We start from the raw sequence: 20305 nt of genomic DNA, 5'->3' as shown, positions 1-20305 counted from the left end.
CGACGCCGAGGAGGCGGTTGTGGACCTCACCGACAGCGCCGAGGAAGCGGCCTTCCGCCGCGAAGTCCGGCAGTGGTTGTCCGAGCACCTGACCGGCGAGTTCGCCGAAGCTCGGGGGCTCGGCGGGCCGGGACGGGAGCACGAGGGCTTCGACGTGCGGCTGGCCTGGGACAGGTTGCTCGCCGAGCACGGCTGGACCTGCCTCGGGTGGCCTGCGGAGTTCGGCGGGCGCGACGCCTCCGTCCAGCAGCAGGTCGTCTTCCACGAGGAGTACGCCCGCGCCCAGGCCCCGGTACGGGTCGGCCACATCGGCGAGGAACTGCTCGGGCCGACCCTGATGGCGTTCGGCACTCCCGAGCAGCAGAAGCGGTTCCTGCCCGAGATCGTCGGCGCGCGCGAGCTGTGGTGCCAGGGCTACTCCGAACCCGGAGCCGGTTCCGACCTCGCCAACGTCGCCACCACCGCGCGCCTGGAGGGCGACGAGTGGGTGCTCAACGGGCAGAAGGTGTGGACGTCGATGGCGCACGTCGCCGACTGGTGCTTCGTGCTCGCCCGCACCGACCCCGACCAGCGTCGCCACCAGGGGTTGTCCTACTTCCTGGTGCCGATGGACCAGCCCGGCGTCCGGGTGCGGCCGATCACGCAGCTCACCGGCACCTCGGAGTTCAACGAGGTGTTCTTCGACGACGCCCGCACCGCGACCGGGCACGTCGTCGGTGAGGTCGGGCAGGGCTGGAAGGTCGCGATGGGCACGCTCGGCTTCGAGCGCGGCATCGGCACCGTCGACCAGCAGGTCGTCTTCCGCCGGGAACTCGCCGAGATCACCGAGCAGGCCCGCGCCAACGGCGCGATCGACGACCCGCTGCTGCGCGATCGCATCGCCCGCGCGTGGACCGACCTGGAAGCGCTGCGCTGCACCGTCTTCCGGCTGCTCGGCGCCGACGGCCCGCCCGGTCCCGAGTCCTCCGTGGTCAAGCTGCTGTGGTCGAACTTCCACCGCGACCTCGGCGAGCTCGCCATGGCGGTGGCCGGTGCCGACGGCCTCGTCGCCCAGGGCGAGCCCTACGACCTCGACAGCCGGCAGCGGCTGTTCCTGTTCACCCGCGCCGACACGATCTACGGCGGCTCCAACGAGATCCAGCGCAACATCATCGCCGAGCGGGTGCTCGGCCTGCCGCGCGAACCCCGACCCCAGGAGGGCTCCCGATGACCCAGGCACCGCCCGCGCACGGACTGCTCAACGGCAAGACCGCGGTCGTCACCGCGGCCGCGGGAACCGGGATCGGCTCCGCCGTGGCGCGCCGGATGCTCGAGGAAGGCGCCCGGGTGCTCATCAGCGACCGGCACGAGCGCCGGCTCGGCGAGACCCGCGCCGAACTCGCCGAGCTGCCCGGTGCCGAGGTCGCCTCGGTGGCCTGCGACGTGACCGACGAGTCCCAGGTGCAGCGGATGTTCGACACCGCCACCAGCACCTTCGGTCAGGTCGACGTGGTGGTCAATAACGCGGGCCTGGGCGGCACGGCCTCGATCTTGGAGATGACCGACGAGCAGTGGGACAAGGTCGTCGACGTCACCCTCGGCGGCACCTTCCGCTGCACCCGCGCCGCCACCCGGCTCTTCCGCGAGCAGGGCAACCCGGGCGTCGTGGTCAACAACGCCTCCGTGGTGGGCTGGCGGGCCCAGGCCGGGCAGTCCCACTACGCCGCGGCCAAGGCCGGCGTCATGGCGTTGACCCGGTGCGCCGCGATGGACGCCGCTGAGCTCGGTGTCCGGATCAACGCCGTGGCCCCGAGCCTGGTGATGCACGAGAACCTGGCCAAGGTCACCTCCGACGACCTGCTGGCCACCCTCACCGAACGCGAGGCGTTCGGCCGCTCCGCCGAGCCGTGGGAGATCGCCAACGTGATCGTCTTCCTGGCCTCGGACTACTCGACGTACCTCACCGGCGAGGTCATCTCGGTCTCCAACCAGCACCCGTGAACCCTCCGGCGCGCGCCGCCGGAGCGGCTTTGAGAGGATGGCCCCGTGGTCTCGACCAAGCGCTTGTCCGCACGCACCCGCTCGCCGCGGGAGAACGGCTCCGAACGCCGTGCCGAACTGCTCGCCATCGCCGGTGAGCTGTTCGCCACCCGTGGGTTCCTGGCGACCACGGTCCGCGACATCGCCGAGGCGGCCGGCATCCTCTCGGGCAGCCTCTACCACCACTTCGACTCCAAGGAGGCGATGGTGGACGAGATCCTGCGCGAGTTCCTCGACGACCAGCGGCAGGCCAACGCCAAGATCATCGAGGAGGCTCCGGACCCGCGCACCGCGCTCACCGAACTGATCAAGCGCTCGTACGCGGCACTGCGCAAGCACCCGGCCGCGATCGCGATCTTCCAGAACGAGGCCAACTACCTGGCCCAGTTCGAACGCTTCGACTACCTGCCCGGCGTGGCCGACGAGTTCGAGAAGACGTGGTTGCGCGTGCTGCAGGAAGGGCAGAAGACCGGGGTGTTCCGCGAGGACCTCAACCTCAAGCTCACCTACCGCTTCATCCGCGACACGGTCTGGACGACCGTCCACTGGTACAACCCGAACGGGAAGCTCAGCATCAAGTCCATCGCGGACCAGTACATCAACATCCTCTGCGACGGCATCGTCACCCGCTGACCCGCCCCCGCCTGCGGCGGGGAGTTCGACGAGCACCCGGCGCCTGAAGCGTTCACCACCCCGTCCCCTCGGGAACCACGTGGGCACACCCGCTCACCTGAACCAGTCCCACACGCACCTGGCCGCCTCGGAAACGAGACCCCGGGTCACATGGGGAGTTCCGACTCAACGGGTGAGGCCGCGGGACTCCCAGCTCGCCCCCGCGACATGGGGCAGTTCCGACGCGCCGAGCCGCCAGGCGAGGAGAGCCCCGACGCTTCCCCCCAGGTGACGGGAGTCCCGACTCGCCGGGCTGGGTGGGAGGAGTTCCCATGTCGCGCGAGGTTCGAGGGGAGACTTCGGAGGTCGAATCTCGCGCGAAGTTCGAATTCTTCACCCGAGCGTGCTGTGCCCGCTCCGGTCGGGCGGGTGTGCTCCGTGATCGCCCTGGCGGGGGGTGCCTCGAACTCCGCGCGAGGTTCGAGTCCGAAGTCCACGCCCCCACTTCGCACGTCGAACTTCGCGCGAAGTGGGAGCCTGAACCTCGAGCGTTGAACTTCGCGCGAAGTGGGAAGGTGCCTCCGAGCGGGCTCGGCGTGCTCGCCTTCATGACGAGCCTGGTGCTCGGGTGGGCCTCGGGCCGGCCTTGTCGCGGGGCTGGGCCTCGCCTCGCAGCCGGCCGAGAGCCCCCGGCCCGAAACCTCGCGCCTCTCGGCCGGGGGCTCGGGGCTCGGGGGTCGGACTTCGCGCGGAGTTGGGGTCAGGGTGTGAGGGAGCTTGTTCTGCGGAGGGTGTCGCGGGCTTCGGTGACGAGGGTGTCGATGAGCTTCTCGCAGCTCGGGAGCTCGTCGATCATGCCGACGACCTGGCCCGCCGGGAGGACGCCCGCCTCGGGGTGGCCTTCGACGAGGGCCGACTTGATGAGCATCGGGGTGTTGGCGGCCAGCAGGACCCGGTGGAGCGGGAGCTGCTGCGCCTTGCGCATGGCGAGGCCGTCGGCGATGAGCTGCCGCCAGCTCATCCCGGTGAGCGCCTTGAACGCGACCGCTCGCCGCAGCGCCTGGGGAAGCCGCCGGAGCAGGCCCTGGGACTCGGTGGACTCGGTGAGCTCGGTGCGCAGCATCCGGTGCGGAAGACCGTCCACCTTGGACGTCACGACCGTGTCGCCGACCTGCGCGCGCAGGTAGGACTGCTTGACCTCGTCGGGAACGCGGCTGTCGGTGGTGAGCAGGAAGCGGGTGCCCATCGCCACGCCGGCCGCGCCGTAGCACAGCGCGGCGGCCAGCCCGCGGCCGTCGAAGAAGCCGCCCGCGGCGATCACCGGGATGTCCACCGCGTCCACCACCTGCGGGACCAGCAACGTGGTCGCTACCGCCCCGGTGTGCCCACCGCCCTCGCCGCCCTGCACCAGCACCGCGTCGGCACCCCACGCGGCGACCTTCTCGGCGTGCCGTCGAGCGCCGATGGACGGCACCACCACGACTCCGGCGTCCTTGAGCTTGCCGATCAGCCGTTGCGAGGGTGCCAGGGCGAACGAGGCCACCTTCACGCCCTCGCGGATGAGCAGGTCGACACGCTCCTCGGCGTCACCGGCGTCGGCGCGCAGGTTCACCCCGAACGGCTCGCCGGTGCGCTCCTTGACCTCGCGGACCGCGTCGGTGAGCTGCTCCAGCGTCATCGTCGCCGAGGCGAGCACACCGAGCCCGCCCGCGTTGGCGGTCGCCGAGACCAGGCTCGGCCCGGCGACCCAGCCCATGCCGGTCTGCACGACCGGGTGGCGCACGCCGGTCAGGTCGCACAGCGGCGTGCGCAGCTGTTGCTCGATCACGCCGGGACCTCCTTGTCCCGCAACGACTTCGGGTCGATCCGGTCGCGGACCAGGGCCAGTTCCTCGTCGGTGGGCAGCCGGGTTTCGGCGACCTCCTCGACGACGAGCTCGAAGCCGGTCTTCTCCTGGACCTCCGCCACGCTCACCCCCGGGTGCACCGAGCGCAGCCGCATCGCGCCCTCGGGCCCCTGGAAGTCCAGCACGGCCAGGTCGGTCACCACCACCTGCACGTCGTGGTACTTCGCTCCGGACTGGCGCGCCCGGTCGTGGCCAACACCGGCCACCAGGTCGACGGTTTCCACGAAGATCTTGGTGCTGTGGTTGGGGATCCAGTAGTTCGTGGTGTGGTTGACCGAGTTGCCCGGCGCCCCGCGCACGCCGATCAGCTGCACCTTGGGCTGCGCCCAGTCGCCGATGCGGGAGATGTTCTGGTTGCCGAACCGGTCCACTTGCGACGCGCCCATCATCACCCGGCGCTTGCCACCGGCGAGCAGGTCGAGGACCCTGCCGTAGGGCAGCCATCCCTCGACCGTGGCGGTGGATTCCTCGCCCAGCGGCGGGGTTTCGGCCATGAGCATCGCTTCGCCGTCGGTGAGCAGCAGCTCCGGCGCGCTGGTCAGCCTCGCCAGCCTGGCTCCGATCGAGGGGATCGTGCCGAACGGGGAGGCGATGACCGTCCCGGCGTCGGCGAAGCTGTCCGCGCAGGCCACCGCGCAGACCTCGGCCCTGGTGATCGTCATGCCGGCACCTCCGCGCGCGCGTGGAACTTCTCGACCGCCGCCTGGTAGTCCGCCTCGTCGCCGTCGAGGAACTCGGCGCGGAACGCGTCCCACTGGCCGGGTTTCGCGCTGGCGACGTAGTGGCGCTGGAACGCCTCGTCGCGGCCGTAGTCCGGCGTGCAGCTGGTGAAGTGGGCGCCGTTCGGCGTTTCCACCACACCCTGCGGGTAGAGCCGGTTGATCAGCAGCGACTGCGGGGGAGCGGTCTCGGTGAGCTCTTCAGTGGGCACGAGCCGCTCGCAGCTGAGGAAGCTGCGCTCAGCGGCCGCGCACATCAGGTCGTCGAAGAACGGGTCGGGCCCGAGGTACTGGCCGTTGCCGTAGCGGTCCGCGCGGTTCATGTGCACCAGCGCGACGTCGAGGTGCAGCGCTGGCATCGCGACCAGCTCTTCACCGTCGGCGTAGGGGGATCGGACGGTGCGCAGACCGGGGTTGAGCGCCATCACGTCGGAACCGAGCCCCGCGCGGGTGGGCAGGAACGGCAGGCGCGCCGCTGCGGCGCGCAACCCGGCGAGCACCATCCCCTCGTCGTACTCGGCGACCTCGAGCTCACCCCGCTGGCGGGCCGCGCGGAAGTGCGGGTCGAGCGGGACCGAGTCGAGCGAGACGAACCCGTGCACGAGCTTGCGGAGCTTGCCCGCGGCGCACAGCAGTCCGACGTCGGGCCCGCCGTAGGACACCAGCGTCAGGTCCTTCACGTCCGAGCGAAGGATCGCGCGCACCAGGGCCATCGGTTTGCGCCGGGAGCCCCAGCCACCGATGCCGATCGTCATGCCGTCGCGCAGGTGGGAGACCACCTCGTCGACGGTCAGCTGCTTGTCCTGCACCTACGCCTCCTTCTCGCGGCCGAACTCGGCGCGGATCGCGTCCGACACCCCGGTGAGGTTGAGCTCGAAGGTGAAGCCCTGCTCGAACCGGTAGCTGCGGTTGACGTCGACCGGGTCGATGCCGTTGAGCGCGGCCTTGGCCTTGCGGATCACCAGCGGGTCCTTCGCCGCGATGTCGGCGGCCACCGCCAGCGCCGCGTCCAGGAGTCCTTCGCGCGCAACGACGTCGTGCACCGAGCCGAACTCGGCCAGCTGCTGCGCGGTGGCGGTCTGCCCGGTGTAGAACATCGCGCGCATCATGTGCTGCGGCACCAGCCGGGACAGGTGCGTGGCCGCCCCCAGCGCGCCCCGGTCGACCTCGGGCAGGCCGAAGGTGGCGTCGTCGCTGGCGACGATCACGTCGGAGTTGCCGACCAACCCGATGCCGCCGCCGACGCAGAAGCCGTGCACCGCGCTGATCACCGGCACCGGGCACTCGTAGACGGCCTTGAACGCCTCGTAGCAACCGTTGTTGACGGCGACGAGCTTGTCGTGGCCGGGATCGGCGGCCAGTTCCTTGATGTCGACACCCGCGTTGAAGCCGCGCCCTTCGGCGCGCAGCACCACGACCCGGGTCTGCGGATCGGCACCGCTGTCGCGCAGCGCCTCGGCGAGCTCGAACCAACCCTCGACCGGCAGTGCGTTCACCGGGGGGTGGTCGACGGTGAGGACGACGATCCCGCCGCCCCGCCGTTCGATGTGCGTGCCCATGCCACCTGCCAAACCTAGCACTTGTTTGGTTGGGTTGTTACCGTAGCAACACCGCAGGACACCCCGCCAGGGGCGAACACGCAGGGAGCGGCGGATGGGCATCGAGATCGACCTGACCGGCAAGGTCGTGCTGGTGACCGGCGGAACGCGCGGCATCGGCGCGGGCATCGCCGAGACGTTCCTGCGCGCAGGCGCGGAAGTTCACGTCTGCGCCCGGAAATCGGTCGAGGTGCTGCCCGCGCACGGTCCGGCCACGGCGCACTTCACGCAGGTCGACGTCCGCGAGAACGACCAGGTCGCCGACCTCGTCAGTGGTGTCCTGCAGCGTTCCGGGCGGCTGGACGTGCTGGTCAACAACGCCGGCGGCACGCCCGTCGCCGACACGGCGAGCGCGTCGATCCGGTTGCACCGCAAGGTCCTCGAGCTCAACCTACTCGCGCCGCTGCTGCTGGCCCAGCACGCGCGGGAAGCGCTGGCGGCCTCGCGCGGCTCGATCGTCAACATCAGCAGCGTCTCCGGACACCGTCCCTCACCGGGCACCGCGGCTTACGGCGCGGCCAAGGCGGGGTTGGACAACCTCACCGCCACGCTGGCCCAGGAGTTCGCCCCGGACGTCCGCGTCAACGGCGTCGTCGTCGGCCTGGTGCGCTCGGACGACCAGGCCGACCACTACGGCGACGCCGACCTGTCCTCGATCGTCCCCTTGGGGCGCTTGGCCGAACCGTCCGACGTGGGCAACGCCAGCCTCTTCCTGGCCTCGCCACTGGCGTCCTACGTCAGCGGCTCGACGCTCACCGTCGACGGTGGCGGCGAGCGAACGGCTTACCTCAACGCAGTCCGCTCGTGATCGAACGTCCACCCGGCCACCCCTGCCGTTCCTCACCCGAGAGCCCGGACAACTCCGGTAGTCGCAACGCGACTCGGAAGACCGCGGTGATCGAGCTCCGAACCGAGTCATGGCCTGCGGTTCGGGTTCCGGGGGTGCAGGGGCCAGCGGACTCGGGTGTCCGCAAGTACTTCCAGGAGGTAGCACGTGATTTGTGAAGACCGGGTCGTGATCGTGACCGGAGGTGCGCGCGGGCTCGGGCGGGCGCACGCGTGGGAGTTCGCGCGGCAAGGGGCGGCCGTCGTCGTCAACGACATCGGGGTGCAGCTGGACGGCAGCGGTGGCGACGGGTCCGCGGCCGCGGAGGTCGCGGCCGAGATCCGGGAGCTGGGCGGTCAGGCCGAGGTGCACGGCGCCGACGTCGCCGACTGGGAGCAGGCGCAGGAGCTCGTGCAGTTCGCCGTGCAGCGGTTCGGCCGCCTCGACGTGCTGGTGAACAACGCCGGGTTCGTGCGCGACCGGATGTTCGTCAACCTCGCCGAGGAGGAGTGGGACCAAGTCATCCGGGTGCACCTGAAGGGCCACGCCGCGACGATGCGGCACGCCGCGCAGCACTGGCGGGACCGGTCGAAGGCGGGCGAGCCCGTGCAGGCGCGGATCATCAACACGACGTCCGGGGCGGGGCTGCTGGGCAGCGTCGGGCAGAGCAACTACGCGGCGGCCAAGGCGGGCATCATCGCGCTCACCCTCAACACCGCCGCCGAACTCGCCCGCTACGGGGTCACCGTCAACGCCATCGCCCCCTCGGCGCGCACCCGCATGACCGAGACCGTCTTCGCCGACATGATGGCCCAGCCCGAGCAGGGCTTCGACGAGATGGCGCCGGAGAACGTGTCGCCGCTGGTCGCCTGGCTCGGCAGCGTCGAGTCCGGCGAGGTCACCGGCCGGGTCTTCGAGGTCGCCGGCGGGGACATCACCCTCGCCACGGGCTGGACCCGCGGGCCTTCCCGCGACGCGGGCCGGCGGTGGGAGGCCGGGGAACTCGGACCCGTCGTCTCCGAACTGCTGGCCAAGGCTCCGGTTCCGGACCCCGTGCACGGCACCTGATCGAGCGGGGTGGTACACCTCTTCTTCGGAGTTACGTCGAGCCTCGGAGGACAGCGGTGAGCGATCGGCACGCGTGGATCGAGCCTGGGGTCGAGCAGGTAGGTCTCGGCGTGCACCGGATCCCGCTGCCGCTGCCCAACGACGGGCTGCGCGCGGTCAACGTCTACGCCATCGAGGACTCCGACGGGCTGGTGCTCATCGACTCCGGGTGGGCGCTGGAGGAGGCCCGCACCCAACTGGAGAAGGGGCTCGGCGAGATCGGCCACGACTTCGCCGACGTGCAGCGGTTCCTGGTCACGCACGTGCACCGCGACCACTACACGCTCGCCGTGCAGCTGCGCCGCACCTTCGGCTCCAAGATCAGCCTCGGGGCGGGCGAGCAGCCCACGATGGAGGCGATCCTCGCCGGGGGCACCGAACTCGCCGAGCTGCGGCGATTGCAGCGCTGGGGCGCCGACGAGCTGATCGGCAAGCTCGCCGAGGCCTACGGCGGGAAACCGCCGGAGCCCCGGGGCGAGAACCCCTACGAGCCGCCGGACGAGTGGCTGCACGGCAAGGTCGAGATCCCGCTCGGCTCCCGCACCCTGCTGGCCGTGCCCACTCCCGGGCACACCCGCGGGCACGTCGTCTTCGTCGACGCCGACTCGCAGGTGCTGTTCTCCGGCGACCACGTCCTGCCGCACATCACGCCCTCGATCGGCGTCGAATCGGCCCGCCCGGAGCTGCCGCTCGGGGACTTCCTGGACTCGCTGCGGCTCATGCAGACCTACCCCGACCTGCGCCTGCTGCCGGCGCACGGGCCCGTCGGCGGGAGCTCGCACCAGCGCATCGCGGAACTGCTGGACCACCACGAGGAACGCCTGATGCAGACCGCCGAGGTCGTCCGCGACGGCGCCGGAACCGCCTACGAAGCCGCGCTGAAGCTGAGCTGGACCCGGCGCGGCAAGCACTTCACCGAGCTCGACCTGTTCAACCAGGTGCTGGCCGTCGGCGAGACCAGCGCGCACCTCGACCTGCTGGTGCGGCGGGGCGAGCTCACCGCCACCCAGAACGGCGACGCGGTGGAGTACTCACGCCAGCAGTAGCCGGACGGTCAGCTCGAGCCGGTTGGACACGTCGCTCGCCGAGGCCCGCCGGGTCACCCACGCGACCAGGTTGGACAGCCAGACGTCGCCGATCACCCGGGCGATCGCCTTCTGCTCCTCGGTGGGTTCGTCGGGCGTCATGGCCCGGGTGAACAGGTGCTCCATCAGCAGCGCCACGGTGTCGACCTCGTTGGCCACCGAGGTGTCGGCGAACATGAACGCCCTCGTCATCGCCTCGGTCAGCTCGGGGTTGCGCTGCAGCTGGCGGGTCGTGCGGTTGAGCACGTGCAGCACCCGCTCGTAGGCGGTGTCGCCCGGGATCTTCGACCGGTCCAGCTTCTCCTGCTCGCGGGCGAACTCCCGCGCCAAGCCGACCACCAGCAGGTGGATCTTCGACGGGAAGTACCGGTACAACGTTCCCAGCGCGACGTCGGCCTTCTCCGCGACCGCGCGCATCTGGACGGCGTCGTAGCCGCCCTTGCTCGCCAGCGCGAGGGTGGCGTCGATGATGCGCTTGCGGCGTTCCGCCTGCGCCGTGGTGCCGGTGGCGTTGCCCCGGAGTGCCTCCAGCACGTTCTGCGGGCTATCCATGGGGCGGGCTCTCCTTGAACACTCGACGGACATCAGGTGGCGGCGAAGCGTGTTCGTCGCCACGCGACTCCTCGTCCGGGGCTACTCACGGGTTAAGGTAAGCGGGTTACCTCGACCGAAACATGTTCCAGTCTACCCAGCCCGCGGCCCCCGGGCAGTGTGAGGTGAATCGTGCGGATCGCGCTGCTTTCCTATCGGAGCAAACCGCATTGCGGTGGACAGGGCGTCTACGTGCGCTACCTCAGCCGCGGCCTCGCCGAGCTGGGACACCACGTCGAGGTCTTCTCCGGGCAGCCCTACCCGGACCTGGACGCCGGGGTCGACCTCACGAAGATCGACAGCCTCGACCTCTACAACGACGACGACCCGTTCCGCACCCCGCACTGGCGCGAGCTGCGCGACCACATCGACCTGCTGGAGGTCGGAACCATGTGGACCGCGGGCTTCCCCGAGCCGAGGACCTTCAGCATGCGCGCGGCGCGGCTGCTCAAGGCCCGGGCGCACGAGTTCGACGTCGTCCACGACAACCAGTGCCTGGGCACCGGCCTGCTCTCGTTGCAGCGCGCCGGGGTCCCACTCGTCGCGACCGTCCACCACCCGATCACCCACGACCGCCGCGTGGACCTCGCCGACGCCACGGGGTGGCGCAAGCTGACCGTGCGCCGCTGGTACGGCTTCACCCGCATGCAGGCCAGGGTCGCCCGGCAGATCCCGCAGCTGCTGACGGTCTCGCAGAACTCCGCCGACGACATCCGTGACGACTTCGGCGTCAGCCCCGAGCAGCTGCGCGTGGTGCCGCTGGGCGTGGACGCCGAGGTGTTCACCCCGCCCGCGAAGCCGCGGGTTCCCGGCCGGATCGTGGCCATGGCCAGCGCCGACACCCCGATGAAGGGTGTCGGGACGCTGCTGGAGGCGGTCGCGAAGCTGCGCACCGAGCGCGAGGTCGAGCTGGTGCTCGTCAGCAAGCTGACCCCCGGTGGACCGACCGAGCAGCGCATCGAGGAACTGGCCATCGGCGACGTGGTGCGCACCGTCAAGGGCATCAGCGACGAGGAGCTGGCCGAGCTGTTCGGGTCCGCCGAGGTCGCCTGCGTTCCCTCGCTCTACGAAGGGTTCTCGCTCCCGACGGTGGAGGCGATGGCTTGCGGCACCCCGCTGGTCGCCAGCCGTGCCGGAGCCATCCCCGAGGTCGCCGGGCCGGACGGGGAGTGCGCCGACCTGGTGCCGCCAGGTGATGCCGAAGCGCTGGCCGACGCGCTGGTGCGGCTGCTGGACTCGCCGGAGCGCCGCGCGCGGCTCGGCGCCAACGGGCGCGAGCGGGTGCTCGCGCGCTACAGCTGGAAATCCGTGGCAGCGGCGACCGTCGACTGCTACGCCGAAGCGATCGCGCGCAGCTCGCGCGCTGGGAAGGGAGCAACGCGTTGCTGACGGTGGACTTCGACAGGCTCGGTGTGGGGCCGGGACAGCGGGTGCTGGACCTCGGCTGCGGCGGCGGTCGGCACGCTTTCGAGCTGTACCGGCGCGGCACCGACGTCACCGCCTTCGACCAGGACGTCGAGGAGCTGGAGAACGTGGCTGCGATGTTCGCCGCCATGAAGGACGAGGGCGAGGTGCCCGAGGGCGCCAAGGCCCAGACCGTCTCCGGTGACGCGCTGGCCCTGCCGTTCGCCGACGGCGAGTTCGACGTCGTCATCGCCTCGGAGATCCTGGAGCACATCCCCGAGGACGAGAAGGCGATGCGCGAGCTCGTCCGGGTGGTCAAGCCCGGCGGGCGCGTCGTGGTCACCGTCCCGCGCGCCTGGCCGGAGCGGATCTGCTGGGCGCTGTCGGACGAGTACCACCAGGTCGAGGGCGGGCACGTGCGGATCTACTCCGCCCAGGAGCTCATCGGCAAGCTCACCGACGCCGGGCTGCGCTACGCCTTCCGCGACTACGCGCACGCGCTGCACTCGCCGTACTGGTGGATCAAGTGCGCGGTGGGAACCGACAACGACGACCACCCGTTGGCCAAGGCCTACCACGCGTTCCTGGTGTGGGACATGATGAAGGCGCCGTGGATCTCGCGGACCGCCGAGAAGCTGCTCAACCCCGTCGCGGGCAAGAGCATCGCGATCTACCTGGGCAAGCCGGGAGCGGCCAGTGCCCGCGCCTGAGCTGCCGGGTGTCGTCTCCGCTGAAGCGCTCGTCCAGACCGGCAAGGCCATCGCCTCCGTGCAGCTCCCTTCCGGGGAGATCCCGTGGTTCCCGGGCGGTCACACCGACCCGTGGGACCACGTCGAGTGCGCGATGGCGTTGTCCGTGGTCGGCCAGCTCACCGAAGCCGAACGCGCCTACGAGTGGCTGCGCCGCACCCAGCGCGCCGACGGTTCCTGGCCGCTGCAGGTGCGCGACGGCGTCGTGGAGGACGCCGGTGCCGACACCAACTACTGCGCCTACCCGGCCGTGGGCGTGTGGCACCACGTGCTGATCACCGGTGACGACTCGTTCGCCGAGCGGATGTGGCCGGTGGTGCGCGACGCCGTCGACTTCGTGCTCACCGCGCAGCACCCGCGGGGCGAGATCGACTGGGGCATCGGCGAAGCCGGCCCCACCGGGGAGGCTCTGCTGTCGGGCAGCTCCAGCGTCCACCAGAGCCTGCGGTGCGCGCTGGCGCTGGCCGAGCACGTCGGGGTGCCGCAGCCGAGCTGGGAGGTGGCCGTCGGCCACCTCGGGCACGCGCTGCGCCAGCACCCGGAGGCGTTCACGCCGAAGACGCGGTACTCGATGGACTGGTACTACCCGATCCTGGGCGGTGCGGTCCGAGGCGAGGACGGTCGGCGGCGCATCGACGAGCGCTGGGACGACTTCGTCGTCGAGGGCCTCGGCATCCGCTGCGTCGACGACCACCCGTGGGTCACCGGGGCCGAGACCTGCGAGCTGGTGCTGTCCCTCGACGCCCTGGGCGAGCACGACCGCGCGGTGCAGCAGCTCGCCGCGATGCAGCACCTGCGCGATCCCGACGGCTCCTACTGGACGGGCTACGTCTTCGCGGACGGGAAGCGCTGGCCGGAGGAGCAGTCGTCCTGGACCGCCGCGGCGGTCATCCTCGCCGCCGACGCCGTGACCCGGACCAGTCGGGGCAACGGCGTCTTCCGGGGTGACGACCTCCCCACCGGCCTCCCGGTGGAGAACGCCTCCTGCTGCGAGTACGAGCGCACCCGCTGACACGCCGACAACCCCACTCGACCAGCGGACCCCACCTGGTCGAGTGGGGTTGCGCCGTCCGAGGACCGCACCGGACACCCCGCGCTCGGTCGTGCCTCCCCTGCGCAGGGCGCCACCCCTCGAACTTCGCGCGGATTTCGAACGTCCACAACACCCCACCCCCCGCGTGGACCCCGCACCCTTCCCCGCATCCGGCCGCGCATCACGTGGTCAGAGGGGCGGAACCTCGAACTTCGCGCGATTTTCGAGGGGCGCGCCGCACCGTCGAACTTCTCGCGAAGTTGGATCCTTCGCCCGTGCTCGGGCGTGTAGTGCCTGGTCGTGAGGGTGGGGTCTCGAAGTTCTCGCGAAGTTCGAGGGGTGCGCTGCACGGTCGAGCTTCTCGCGAAGTTCGACCGTTCGGGGTCAGTGGGGGCACGGCACGGCTGGAGGTCCGCGGCGTTGTCAGGGGAGGGAGCCCGGGGTGCCTGAGGTGCGTTCGAGGACTCGCATGGAGCCGGTGTGGCGGCTTTCGGTGAAGGCGCCGGTGTCCAGGGCGCGGCGGTAGATGTTGTAGGGGGCCTGGCCGCCGTCCTCGGGGTTGGGGAAGACGTCGTGGATGACCAGGGCACCGCCCGGGGCGAGCCAGTGCGCCCAGCCCTCGTAGTCGGTGATCGCCGCCTGCTCGGTGTGGCCGCCGTCGATGAACAGCAACGTCAGCGGAGTCCGCCAGAAGGCCGCGACGTCCGTGGAGCGGCCGACGACCGCGGTGACCTCGTCCTCCAGCCCGGCGCGGGCGAGGGTGCGGCGGAACTCGCCGAGCGTGTCGAGCTTGCCGACCGCGGGGTCGACCAGCGTCGGGTCGTGGTACTCCCAGCCCGGCTGGTGCTCCTCCGAGCCCCGGTGGTGGTCGATGGTGACGATCCGGCCGCCGGTGCGGCGCGCGGCCGCGCCCAGGAAGATCGTGGACTTCCCGCAGTAGGTGCCGATCTCGACGCCCACGCCCTCGCCCAGGTGCGCCACGGCGGTCTCGTGCAGCGCCAGGCCTTCGTCGGTCGGCATGAACCCGGTCGCCTGCTCGGCGAGGTAGAGCAGCTCCGCAGTCATCGACGGGTGGTGCTCGCGGTCGGTGGTCGATCCCTGCGTCACGGGTGGTGCCTCTTCTCACGTCGCTGCTGGTGCGCGTTGCAGGGTACCCGGTCCACCCGCTAGCTTGTTAGAACATGTTCTAATTCTCGCAGTGCGGGCGCGGACGAGGAGGCGTTGTGCCGATCGCGATCACCGAGGAGCAGCGGGCCCTGCAGGAGTCCATCCGGTCTTGGGCCGAAGGGCTGGGCACCGGTGCGGTGCGCAAGCTGGAGGGCGCCGAGGCCCCGATCTGGCACGAGCAGGAGTCCTGGGTCAGCCTGACCGAGATCGGACTGTTCTCCCTGATCACCGAGCGGATCGGCACGCTGGCCGACCTCGCCGCGGGCGTGGAGCAGGCCGCCGACGCGTTGGTGCCCGGACCGGTGTGGTCCACCGCCGTGGCCGTGGCGCTGCTCGGCGATGCCGACTTCGCCGAAGGTCGGGCCACCGCCGCTGTTTCCTTGGACCCCGGTGAGCTGGTGGCCACCGACACTGCCGACGGGCTGGTGGTGTCCGGCCGCATCGCGGCCGTCCCGGGGGCGGTGGGGGTGACCCACCTGCTGCTGCCGGCGCGCGCCGGTGACCGCGAGGTCTGGTTCCTGCTGCCCGCTGACCAGGCCGAGCGCACCCCGCGCCCGTCGCTGGACCTGTCCCGGCCGGTCGCCGAGGTCGTGCTGCACGAGGTCACCGTGCCCGCGGCGGCCGTGGTGGAGCGCGACGTGCGGAACCTCGCCGTCACGCTCGCCGCCGCCGAAGCCGCCGGGATCGCGGGCTGGTGCCTGCGCACGGCGGTCGACTACGCGGGCACTCGCGAGCAGTTCGGCCAGGTCATCGGCTCGTTCCAAGCCGTCAAGCACCTCTGCGCCCGGATGCTCTGCGAGGTGGAGAAGGCAACCGCGTTGGCGTGGGACGCCGCCCGCGCGGCCGAGGACGCCCCCGACGAGCACCCGCTGGCCGCCGCCGTGGCCGCGGCCGCCGTCTTCGACTCCGCGGTCGAGGTCGCCAAGGACTGCATCCAGGTGCTCGGCGGCATCGGTTTCACCTGGGAGCACGACGCCCACCTCTACCTCCGCCGTGCGCTGGCGCTGCGGCAGACCGTCGGCGGGCCCGCCGGCTGGCGCCGCCGCGTCGCGGAGCTGTCGGCCTCCGGAGCGCGCCGGCGGCTGAGCCTGTCGGCCGAACTTCCCGAGGCGCGGCGTGGTGAGATCCGCAGCGCGGTCGAGGAGATCGCCGCGCTTCCCCCTCAACAGCAGCGGATCCGGCTCGCCGAGACCGGTTACCTCGCCCCGCACTGGCCCCGCCCTTACGGCTGCGGCGCGAGTCCCCACGAGCAACTGCTCATCGACGACGAGCTCGACCGCGCGGGTGTGAGCCGACCCGACATGGTGGTGGGCAACTGGGCCGTGCCGACCATCGTCGAGCACGGCACGGACGCCCAGCGCGAGCGGTTCGTCTGGCCGACCTTGCGCGGCGAGATCACGTGGTGCCAGCTGTTCTCCGAGCCCGGCGCCGGTTCCGACCTCGCCGGCTTGCGCACCAAGGCCGAGCGCGTCGACGGCGGGTGGAGGCTCACCGGCCAGAAGGTGTGGACTTCGCTGGCGCAGGAGGCCGACTGGGGGATCTGCCTGGCCCGCACCGACCCGGACGCGCCGAAGCACCGCGGCATCAGCTACTTCCTGGTCGACATGCGCTCCGAGGGCGTCACGGTCCGCCCGTTGCGCGAGATCACCGGCGTGGAGCGGTTCAACGAGGTGTTCCTCGACGAGGTCTTCGTCCCCGACGAGTGCCTGGTCGCTGAACCCGGTCAGGGCTGGAAGCTCGCGCGCACCACACTGGCCAACGAGCGCGTCGCGCTCGGCGGCGGGTCCAGCATCGGGCAGGAGGTCGAGCGGCTGCTGGCCGCCTCCGGCGACGCCGACCCGTCGATGCGCGAACGCCTCGGCGCCGCCGTCGTCGAGGGCCTGACCGGATCGCTGCTGCGGTTGCGCGCCACGCTGCGCAGCCTGCAGGGGCGGGGACCGGGCGCGGAGTCCAGCGTCGAGAAGCTGCTGGGCGTCTGGCACCGCCAGAGCGTCGCCGAGCTCGGCACCGAGGTGCTCGGCATCGAGGCGCTGGTGGTGGAAGCCGAACCGGTGCACGAGGTGCTGCTCACCCGCGCCCTGTCGATCGCCGGGGGCACGACTCAGATCCTGCTCAACGTCATCGCCGAACGGATCCTGGGACTCCCTCGCTGACGCAGGCGCGGCGTGTCGCCGAGGCGCCCGGGAGAGCCGGTTCCGGCGTCTTGCGCGGGAGGACGCCGAGGCGGTAGAACTAGAACAAGTTTCACAACGAGACCGGGGTCGGTCGAGGGGGCGGGATGGAGTTCACGCTCGGAGAGACGCAGCAGGCAGTGCGGGATCTCGCGGCTGAAGTGCTGACGCGGGAGACCGAGCGGGCATCCGCCTCAACTGGAATCGGTTTCGACGATTCGGTGTGGAAGGCGCTGGGAGAAGCGGGCCTGCTGTCGCTGCCGGTCCCCGAGCGGCTGGGCGGCGCGGGGCTCGGCCCCCTGGAGGTCGGCCTGGTGCTCACCGAGATCGGCAAGGCCGGCGTCGCCGTCCCGGCGTTGGCCACCCTGGCCTTCGGGGTGCTGCCCCTCGCGCGGCACGCCGACGAGGCCCAGCAGGACCGGCTGCTCGCCGAACCGGACCGCGTCTTCAGCGCCGCGCTCAACGAGCCCTCGAAGCCGCTGCCCGCGCAACCCGGGGCGGTGCTGCGGAACTCGCGCGTGACCGGGCGCAAGACCGGGGTGCTGCACGCCGACACCGCGCACCGCCTGCTCGTCTCGGCGAGCACCGGGGACGGGCCGGCGATCGTGCTCGTGGACCCGCACGCCGACGGTGTCACGCTGCACTCGGTCACGTCCTCGGCGGGCACCGAGTGGGTGGTCGGGCTCGACGACGTCGACTGCGAACTCCTCGGTGCCCCAGGGGAAGCGCTGCTGGCAGACGTGCACGCCTGCGCGCTCGCGGGCATGTGCGCGTTGGGCGACGGTGTCGTGGCCGGGGCGCTCGAGCTCACCGCCGAGCACCTGCGCACCCGTCACCAGTTCGGCAAACCGCTCGCCGCGTTCCAGGCCGTCGCGCAGCAGATCGCCGACGTCTACGTCGTCAACCGCACCCTGCACCTGGCCGCGCTGTCGGCGTGCTGGCGGTTGGGGACCGGACGCGACGCCGGCGAGGACCTCGACGTCGCGGCGTTCTGGCTCGCCGACCAGGCGCCCGCGGCGATGCACACCTGCCACCACCTGCACGGCGGGCTCGGCGTGGACATCACCTACCCGATGCACCGCTACTACTCGCAGGTCAAGGACCTCGCGCGGCTCGCAGGTGGGGCCGCCCACCGCGTCGACGTCCTCGCCCGACACGCCTGAGGAGGGGTCGTGTTCATCGAACTCACCGAGGAGCAGCGGGCGTTGCAGGCCGAGCTGCGCGAGTACTTCACCAACCTCGTCACCGCCGAAGAGCGCGCCGCGCTCGCGGTCGACCGCCACGACGAGGCGCACCGCGCGGTGGTGCGCAGGATGGGGCGGGACGGCTGGCTCGGTGTGGGATGGCCCGAGGAGTACGGCGGTCGGGGCTTCGGCGACGTCGAGCAGTACATCTTCGCCAACGAGGCCGCCCGGGCGGACGTGCAGCTGCCGTCGGTGACCTTGCAGACCGTCGGGCCGACGCTGCAGACCTACGGCACCGAGGAGCAGAAGTCCTTCTTCCTGCCCAAGATCCTCGCCGGGGACGTGCACTTCGCCATCGGCTACAGCGAACCCGAAGCGGGCACCGACCTCGCCTCGTTGCGCACCACCGCCGTCCGCGACGGCGACGACTACGTGGTGAACGGCCAGAAGATCTTCACCACCGGCGGCCACGACGCCGACTACCTCTGGCTGGCCTGCCGCACCAACCCCGACGCGCCCAAGCACAAGGGCATCTCGATCCTCATCGTCGACACCAGCGATCCCGGGTACTCGTGGACGCCGATCATCACCGCCGACGGGTCGCACCACGTCAACGCCACCTACTACAACGACGTGCGCGTTCCGGCCTCGATGCTGGTCGGGGAGCAGGACCAGGGCTGGAAGCTGATCACGACCCAGCTCAACCACGAGCGCGTCATGCTCGGCCCCTCGGGCCGCACCGGCGGGTTGCGCGAGCGCGTGCACGCGTGGGCGCGCGAACGCGGACTGCTCGAACACGACGACGTGCGCCGGGCCCTCGCGCGGGTGCGGGCCTTCGAACGGGTCAACGAGCTGCTCAACTGGCAGGTCGCCGCGTCGGCCTCGCTCGGCCCGGTGGAGGTCGCCGACGCCTCGGCGACCAAGGTGTTCTCGTCCGAGACCGTGCAGGCGCTGGGTCGTGAGCTGGAGGAGATCGTCGGTCGCCACGGCGACCCGTCCGATGAGGAAACCGCAGAACTACTGCACTGGCTGGACGTTCAGGCCAAGCGGAACCTCGTGCTGACGTTCGGCGGCGGCGTCAGCGAGGTCCAGCGGGAGCTGATCGCCACGGCAGGTCTGGGACTGCCGCGGGTCCCGCGCTGAGGAATGGGAGTGACATGACCAGTACCGCCACCGAAGCCGACGAGATCCGGGCGGAGGCGAAGCGGATCGCCGAGGGCGGTTCCAGCGCGCCGCGCCCTGCCCGCGATCCGGTGAACCTGCCGATGATCAACAACTGGGTCGAGGCGATGCGCGACGCCAACCCGGTCTACACCGACCCCGAGGCCGCGGCGCAGTCCGTCCACGGTGGACTCGTGGCGCCGCCGGCGATGGCCCAGGTGTGGACGATGGGCGGGCTGAACCCGCAGCGCGATCCCGATGACCCGCTCTACGCCATGATGGGCGCGCTCGACGAGGCCGGCTACGTCTCGGTCGTGGCCACCAACTGCGACCAGACCTACCACCGCTACCTGCGGCACGACGAGCACGTCACGGTCACCACCAAGCTCGACTCGGTGGTGGGCCCGAAGAAGACCGGGCTCGGCGAGGGCTGGTTCGTCACCACCCGCAACACCTGGTACGTCGGCGACGAGCCGGTCGCCGAGATGATGTTCCGGGTCCTGAAGTTCCGGCCCGCTGAAGCCGAGAACCCGGGGCCCTCGCCTGAACCGGAACCGCCGGCCGAGGTCATCCGCCCCGCGATCAACCGCGACACGGCCTACTTCTGGGAGGGCACTGCGGTCGGCGAACTGCGCATCCAGCGCTGCGGCGGGTGCGGGTTGCTGCGGCACCCGCCGGGTCCGATGTGCCCGGAGTGCGGGGCCACCAAGCGGACCCACCTGGTCTCCGGCGGCCTCGGCGAGGTCTACAGCTACGTCGTGCACCACCGGCCGGCGATCCCCGGCAAGCAGCTCCCGCTGGTGATCGCCCTGGTCGAACTCGACGAGGGCGTGCGGGTCCTCGGCGAACTGCACGACGTCGACCCCGAGGCGGTGGAGGTCGGGCAGCGCGTCCGGGTGGCCTACCAGCGCGTCGACGACGAACTGACCCTGCCGTACTGGACCCCTGCGGAGGACCTGTGAGCGGCCACCGC

The 20305-nt window shown here is 71.2% G+C and carries 19 protein-coding genes; 13 read left to right on the top strand and 6 right to left on the bottom strand.

Translation table 11 applies throughout. From position 1 onward, the window contains the following. Nucleotides 1-19 precede the first annotated feature (19 nt). From EIL87_RS09800 to EIL87_RS09790, 3 genes are read left to right on the top strand one after another with little or no spacing between them, the layout of a single operon-like run. Nucleotides 20-1210: an acyl-CoA dehydrogenase family protein gene (locus tag EIL87_RS09800; protein WP_125089904.1), complete on the top strand. Its 1191-nt coding sequence runs from the start codon at nt 20-22 to the stop codon at nt 1208-1210. After that, nucleotides 1207-1980, top strand: a complete 774-nt coding sequence (locus EIL87_RS09795; protein ID WP_125089903.1) for an SDR family oxidoreductase — start codon at nt 1207-1209, stop codon at nt 1978-1980. The genes EIL87_RS09800 and EIL87_RS09795 overlap by 4 nt, the downstream gene beginning before the upstream one ends. 45 nt (nt 1981-2025) lie before the next feature. Then, nucleotides 2026-2652, top strand: a complete 627-nt coding sequence (locus EIL87_RS09790; protein ID WP_125089902.1) for a TetR/AcrR family transcriptional regulator — start codon at nt 2026-2028, stop codon at nt 2650-2652. Nucleotides 2653-3391: 739 nt separating this feature from the next. On the opposite strand, the gene EIL87_RS09785 is transcribed toward EIL87_RS09790, so the two are convergent. The 4 genes from EIL87_RS09785 to EIL87_RS09770 are packed head-to-tail and all read right to left on the bottom strand — an operon-like array spanning nt 3392 to nt 6815. After that, nucleotides 3392-4444 carry an NAD(P)H-dependent flavin oxidoreductase gene (locus EIL87_RS09785; protein ID WP_199740347.1) on the bottom strand — a complete coding sequence of 351 codons (1053 nt, stop codon included), beginning with the start codon at nt 4442-4444 and terminating at the stop codon, nt 3392-3394. 11 nt (nt 4445-4455) lie between these two features. After that, entirely contained in the window at nt 4456-5199 is a 744-nt protein-coding gene (locus EIL87_RS09780) for a CoA-transferase subunit beta (protein ID WP_125089901.1), read from the bottom strand. Beyond that, nucleotides 5196-6065 carry a CoA transferase subunit A gene (locus EIL87_RS09775; protein ID WP_125089900.1) on the bottom strand — a complete coding sequence of 290 codons (870 nt, stop codon included), beginning with the start codon at nt 6063-6065 and terminating at the stop codon, nt 5196-5198. Before EIL87_RS09775 ends, EIL87_RS09780 begins: the two co-directional genes overlap by 4 nt. After that, nucleotides 6066-6815, bottom strand: a complete 750-nt coding sequence (locus EIL87_RS09770) for an enoyl-CoA hydratase family protein (protein WP_125089899.1) — start codon at nt 6813-6815, stop codon at nt 6066-6068. It lies immediately after the preceding gene. 94 nt (nt 6816-6909) lie between these two features. Between EIL87_RS09770 and EIL87_RS09765 the strand changes: the two genes are divergently transcribed. From EIL87_RS09765 to EIL87_RS09755, 3 genes are all read left to right on the top strand, one after another. Further along, nucleotides 6910-7662: an SDR family oxidoreductase gene (locus EIL87_RS09765; protein WP_125089898.1), complete on the top strand. Its 753-nt coding sequence runs from the start codon at nt 6910-6912 to the stop codon at nt 7660-7662. Between the two features lie 189 nt (nt 7663-7851). After that, the gene (locus tag EIL87_RS09760; protein WP_199740346.1) at nt 7852-8748 is read left to right on the top strand and encodes an SDR family oxidoreductase; all 897 of its coding nucleotides are present in this window, start codon (nt 7852-7854) and stop codon (nt 8746-8748) included. A gap of 56 nt (nt 8749-8804) precedes the next feature. Beyond that, nucleotides 8805-9833 (top strand): MBL fold metallo-hydrolase, encoded by a 1029-nt coding sequence (locus tag EIL87_RS09755; protein ID WP_125089896.1) that lies wholly within the window; start codon nt 8805-8807, stop codon nt 9831-9833. Here the strand turns inward: EIL87_RS09755 and kstR are convergent. After that, on the bottom strand, nt 9819-10424 hold the full coding sequence (gene kstR / locus EIL87_RS09750) for a cholesterol catabolism transcriptional regulator KstR (RefSeq protein WP_125089895.1): 606 nt from the start codon (nt 10422-10424) through the stop codon (nt 9819-9821). The two genes, EIL87_RS09755 and kstR, sit on opposite strands and share 15 nt — an antisense overlap. Before the next feature lie 171 nt (nt 10425-10595). On the opposite strand from kstR, the gene EIL87_RS09745 reads away from it, so the two are divergent. The 3 genes from EIL87_RS09745 to EIL87_RS09735 are packed head-to-tail and all read left to right on the top strand — an operon-like array spanning nt 10596 to nt 13628. Continuing rightward, the gene (locus tag EIL87_RS09745) at nt 10596-11852 is read left to right on the top strand and encodes a glycosyltransferase family 4 protein (protein WP_125089894.1); all 1257 of its coding nucleotides are present in this window, start codon (nt 10596-10598) and stop codon (nt 11850-11852) included. Between the two features lie 2 nt (nt 11853-11854). Continuing rightward, the gene (locus tag EIL87_RS09740; protein ID WP_233576152.1) at nt 11855-12577 is read left to right on the top strand and encodes a class I SAM-dependent methyltransferase; all 723 of its coding nucleotides are present in this window, start codon (nt 11855-11857) and stop codon (nt 12575-12577) included. Then, complete coding sequence (locus tag EIL87_RS09735; RefSeq protein WP_125089892.1) at nt 12564-13628, top strand: prenyltransferase/squalene oxidase repeat-containing protein; 1065 nt, start codon at nt 12564-12566, stop codon at nt 13626-13628. Before EIL87_RS09740 ends, EIL87_RS09735 begins: the two co-directional genes overlap by 14 nt. Nucleotides 13629-14072: 444 nt before the next feature. Here EIL87_RS09735 and EIL87_RS09730 read toward each other — a convergent pair whose 3' ends face one another. Further along, on the bottom strand, nt 14073-14756 hold the full coding sequence (locus EIL87_RS09730; protein WP_233576135.1) for a class I SAM-dependent methyltransferase: 684 nt from the start codon (nt 14754-14756) through the stop codon (nt 14073-14075). Nucleotides 14757-14872: 116 nt separating this feature from the next. On the opposite strand from EIL87_RS09730, the gene EIL87_RS09725 reads away from it, so the two are divergent. The 4 genes from EIL87_RS09725 (at nt 14873) to EIL87_RS09710 (ending at nt 20294) form a co-directional block, all read left to right on the top strand. After that, the gene (locus EIL87_RS09725; protein WP_125089891.1) at nt 14873-16969 is read left to right on the top strand and encodes an acyl-CoA dehydrogenase family protein; all 2097 of its coding nucleotides are present in this window, start codon (nt 14873-14875) and stop codon (nt 16967-16969) included. 125 nt (nt 16970-17094) lie between these two features. Further along, nucleotides 17095-18150: an acyl-CoA dehydrogenase family protein gene (locus EIL87_RS09720; protein WP_125089890.1), complete on the top strand. Its 1056-nt coding sequence runs from the start codon at nt 17095-17097 to the stop codon at nt 18148-18150. Between the two features lie 9 nt (nt 18151-18159). After that, the gene (locus tag EIL87_RS09715) at nt 18160-19314 is read left to right on the top strand and encodes an acyl-CoA dehydrogenase family protein (RefSeq protein ID WP_125089889.1); all 1155 of its coding nucleotides are present in this window, start codon (nt 18160-18162) and stop codon (nt 19312-19314) included. Between the two features lie 14 nt (nt 19315-19328). Continuing rightward, nucleotides 19329-20294, top strand: coding sequence for a bifunctional MaoC family dehydratase N-terminal/OB-fold nucleic acid binding domain-containing protein (locus tag EIL87_RS09710; RefSeq protein WP_125089888.1), 966 nt, complete (start codon nt 19329-19331; stop codon nt 20292-20294). Nucleotides 20295-20305 lie beyond the last annotated feature (11 nt).

Source organism: Saccharopolyspora rhizosphaerae (genome assembly GCF_003931915.1).
In the GTDB taxonomy this organism is placed as follows: Bacteria; Actinomycetota; Actinomycetes; order Mycobacteriales; family Pseudonocardiaceae; genus Saccharopolyspora; species Saccharopolyspora rhizosphaerae.
This window is presented reverse-complemented; position numbering and strand designations above follow the sequence as displayed.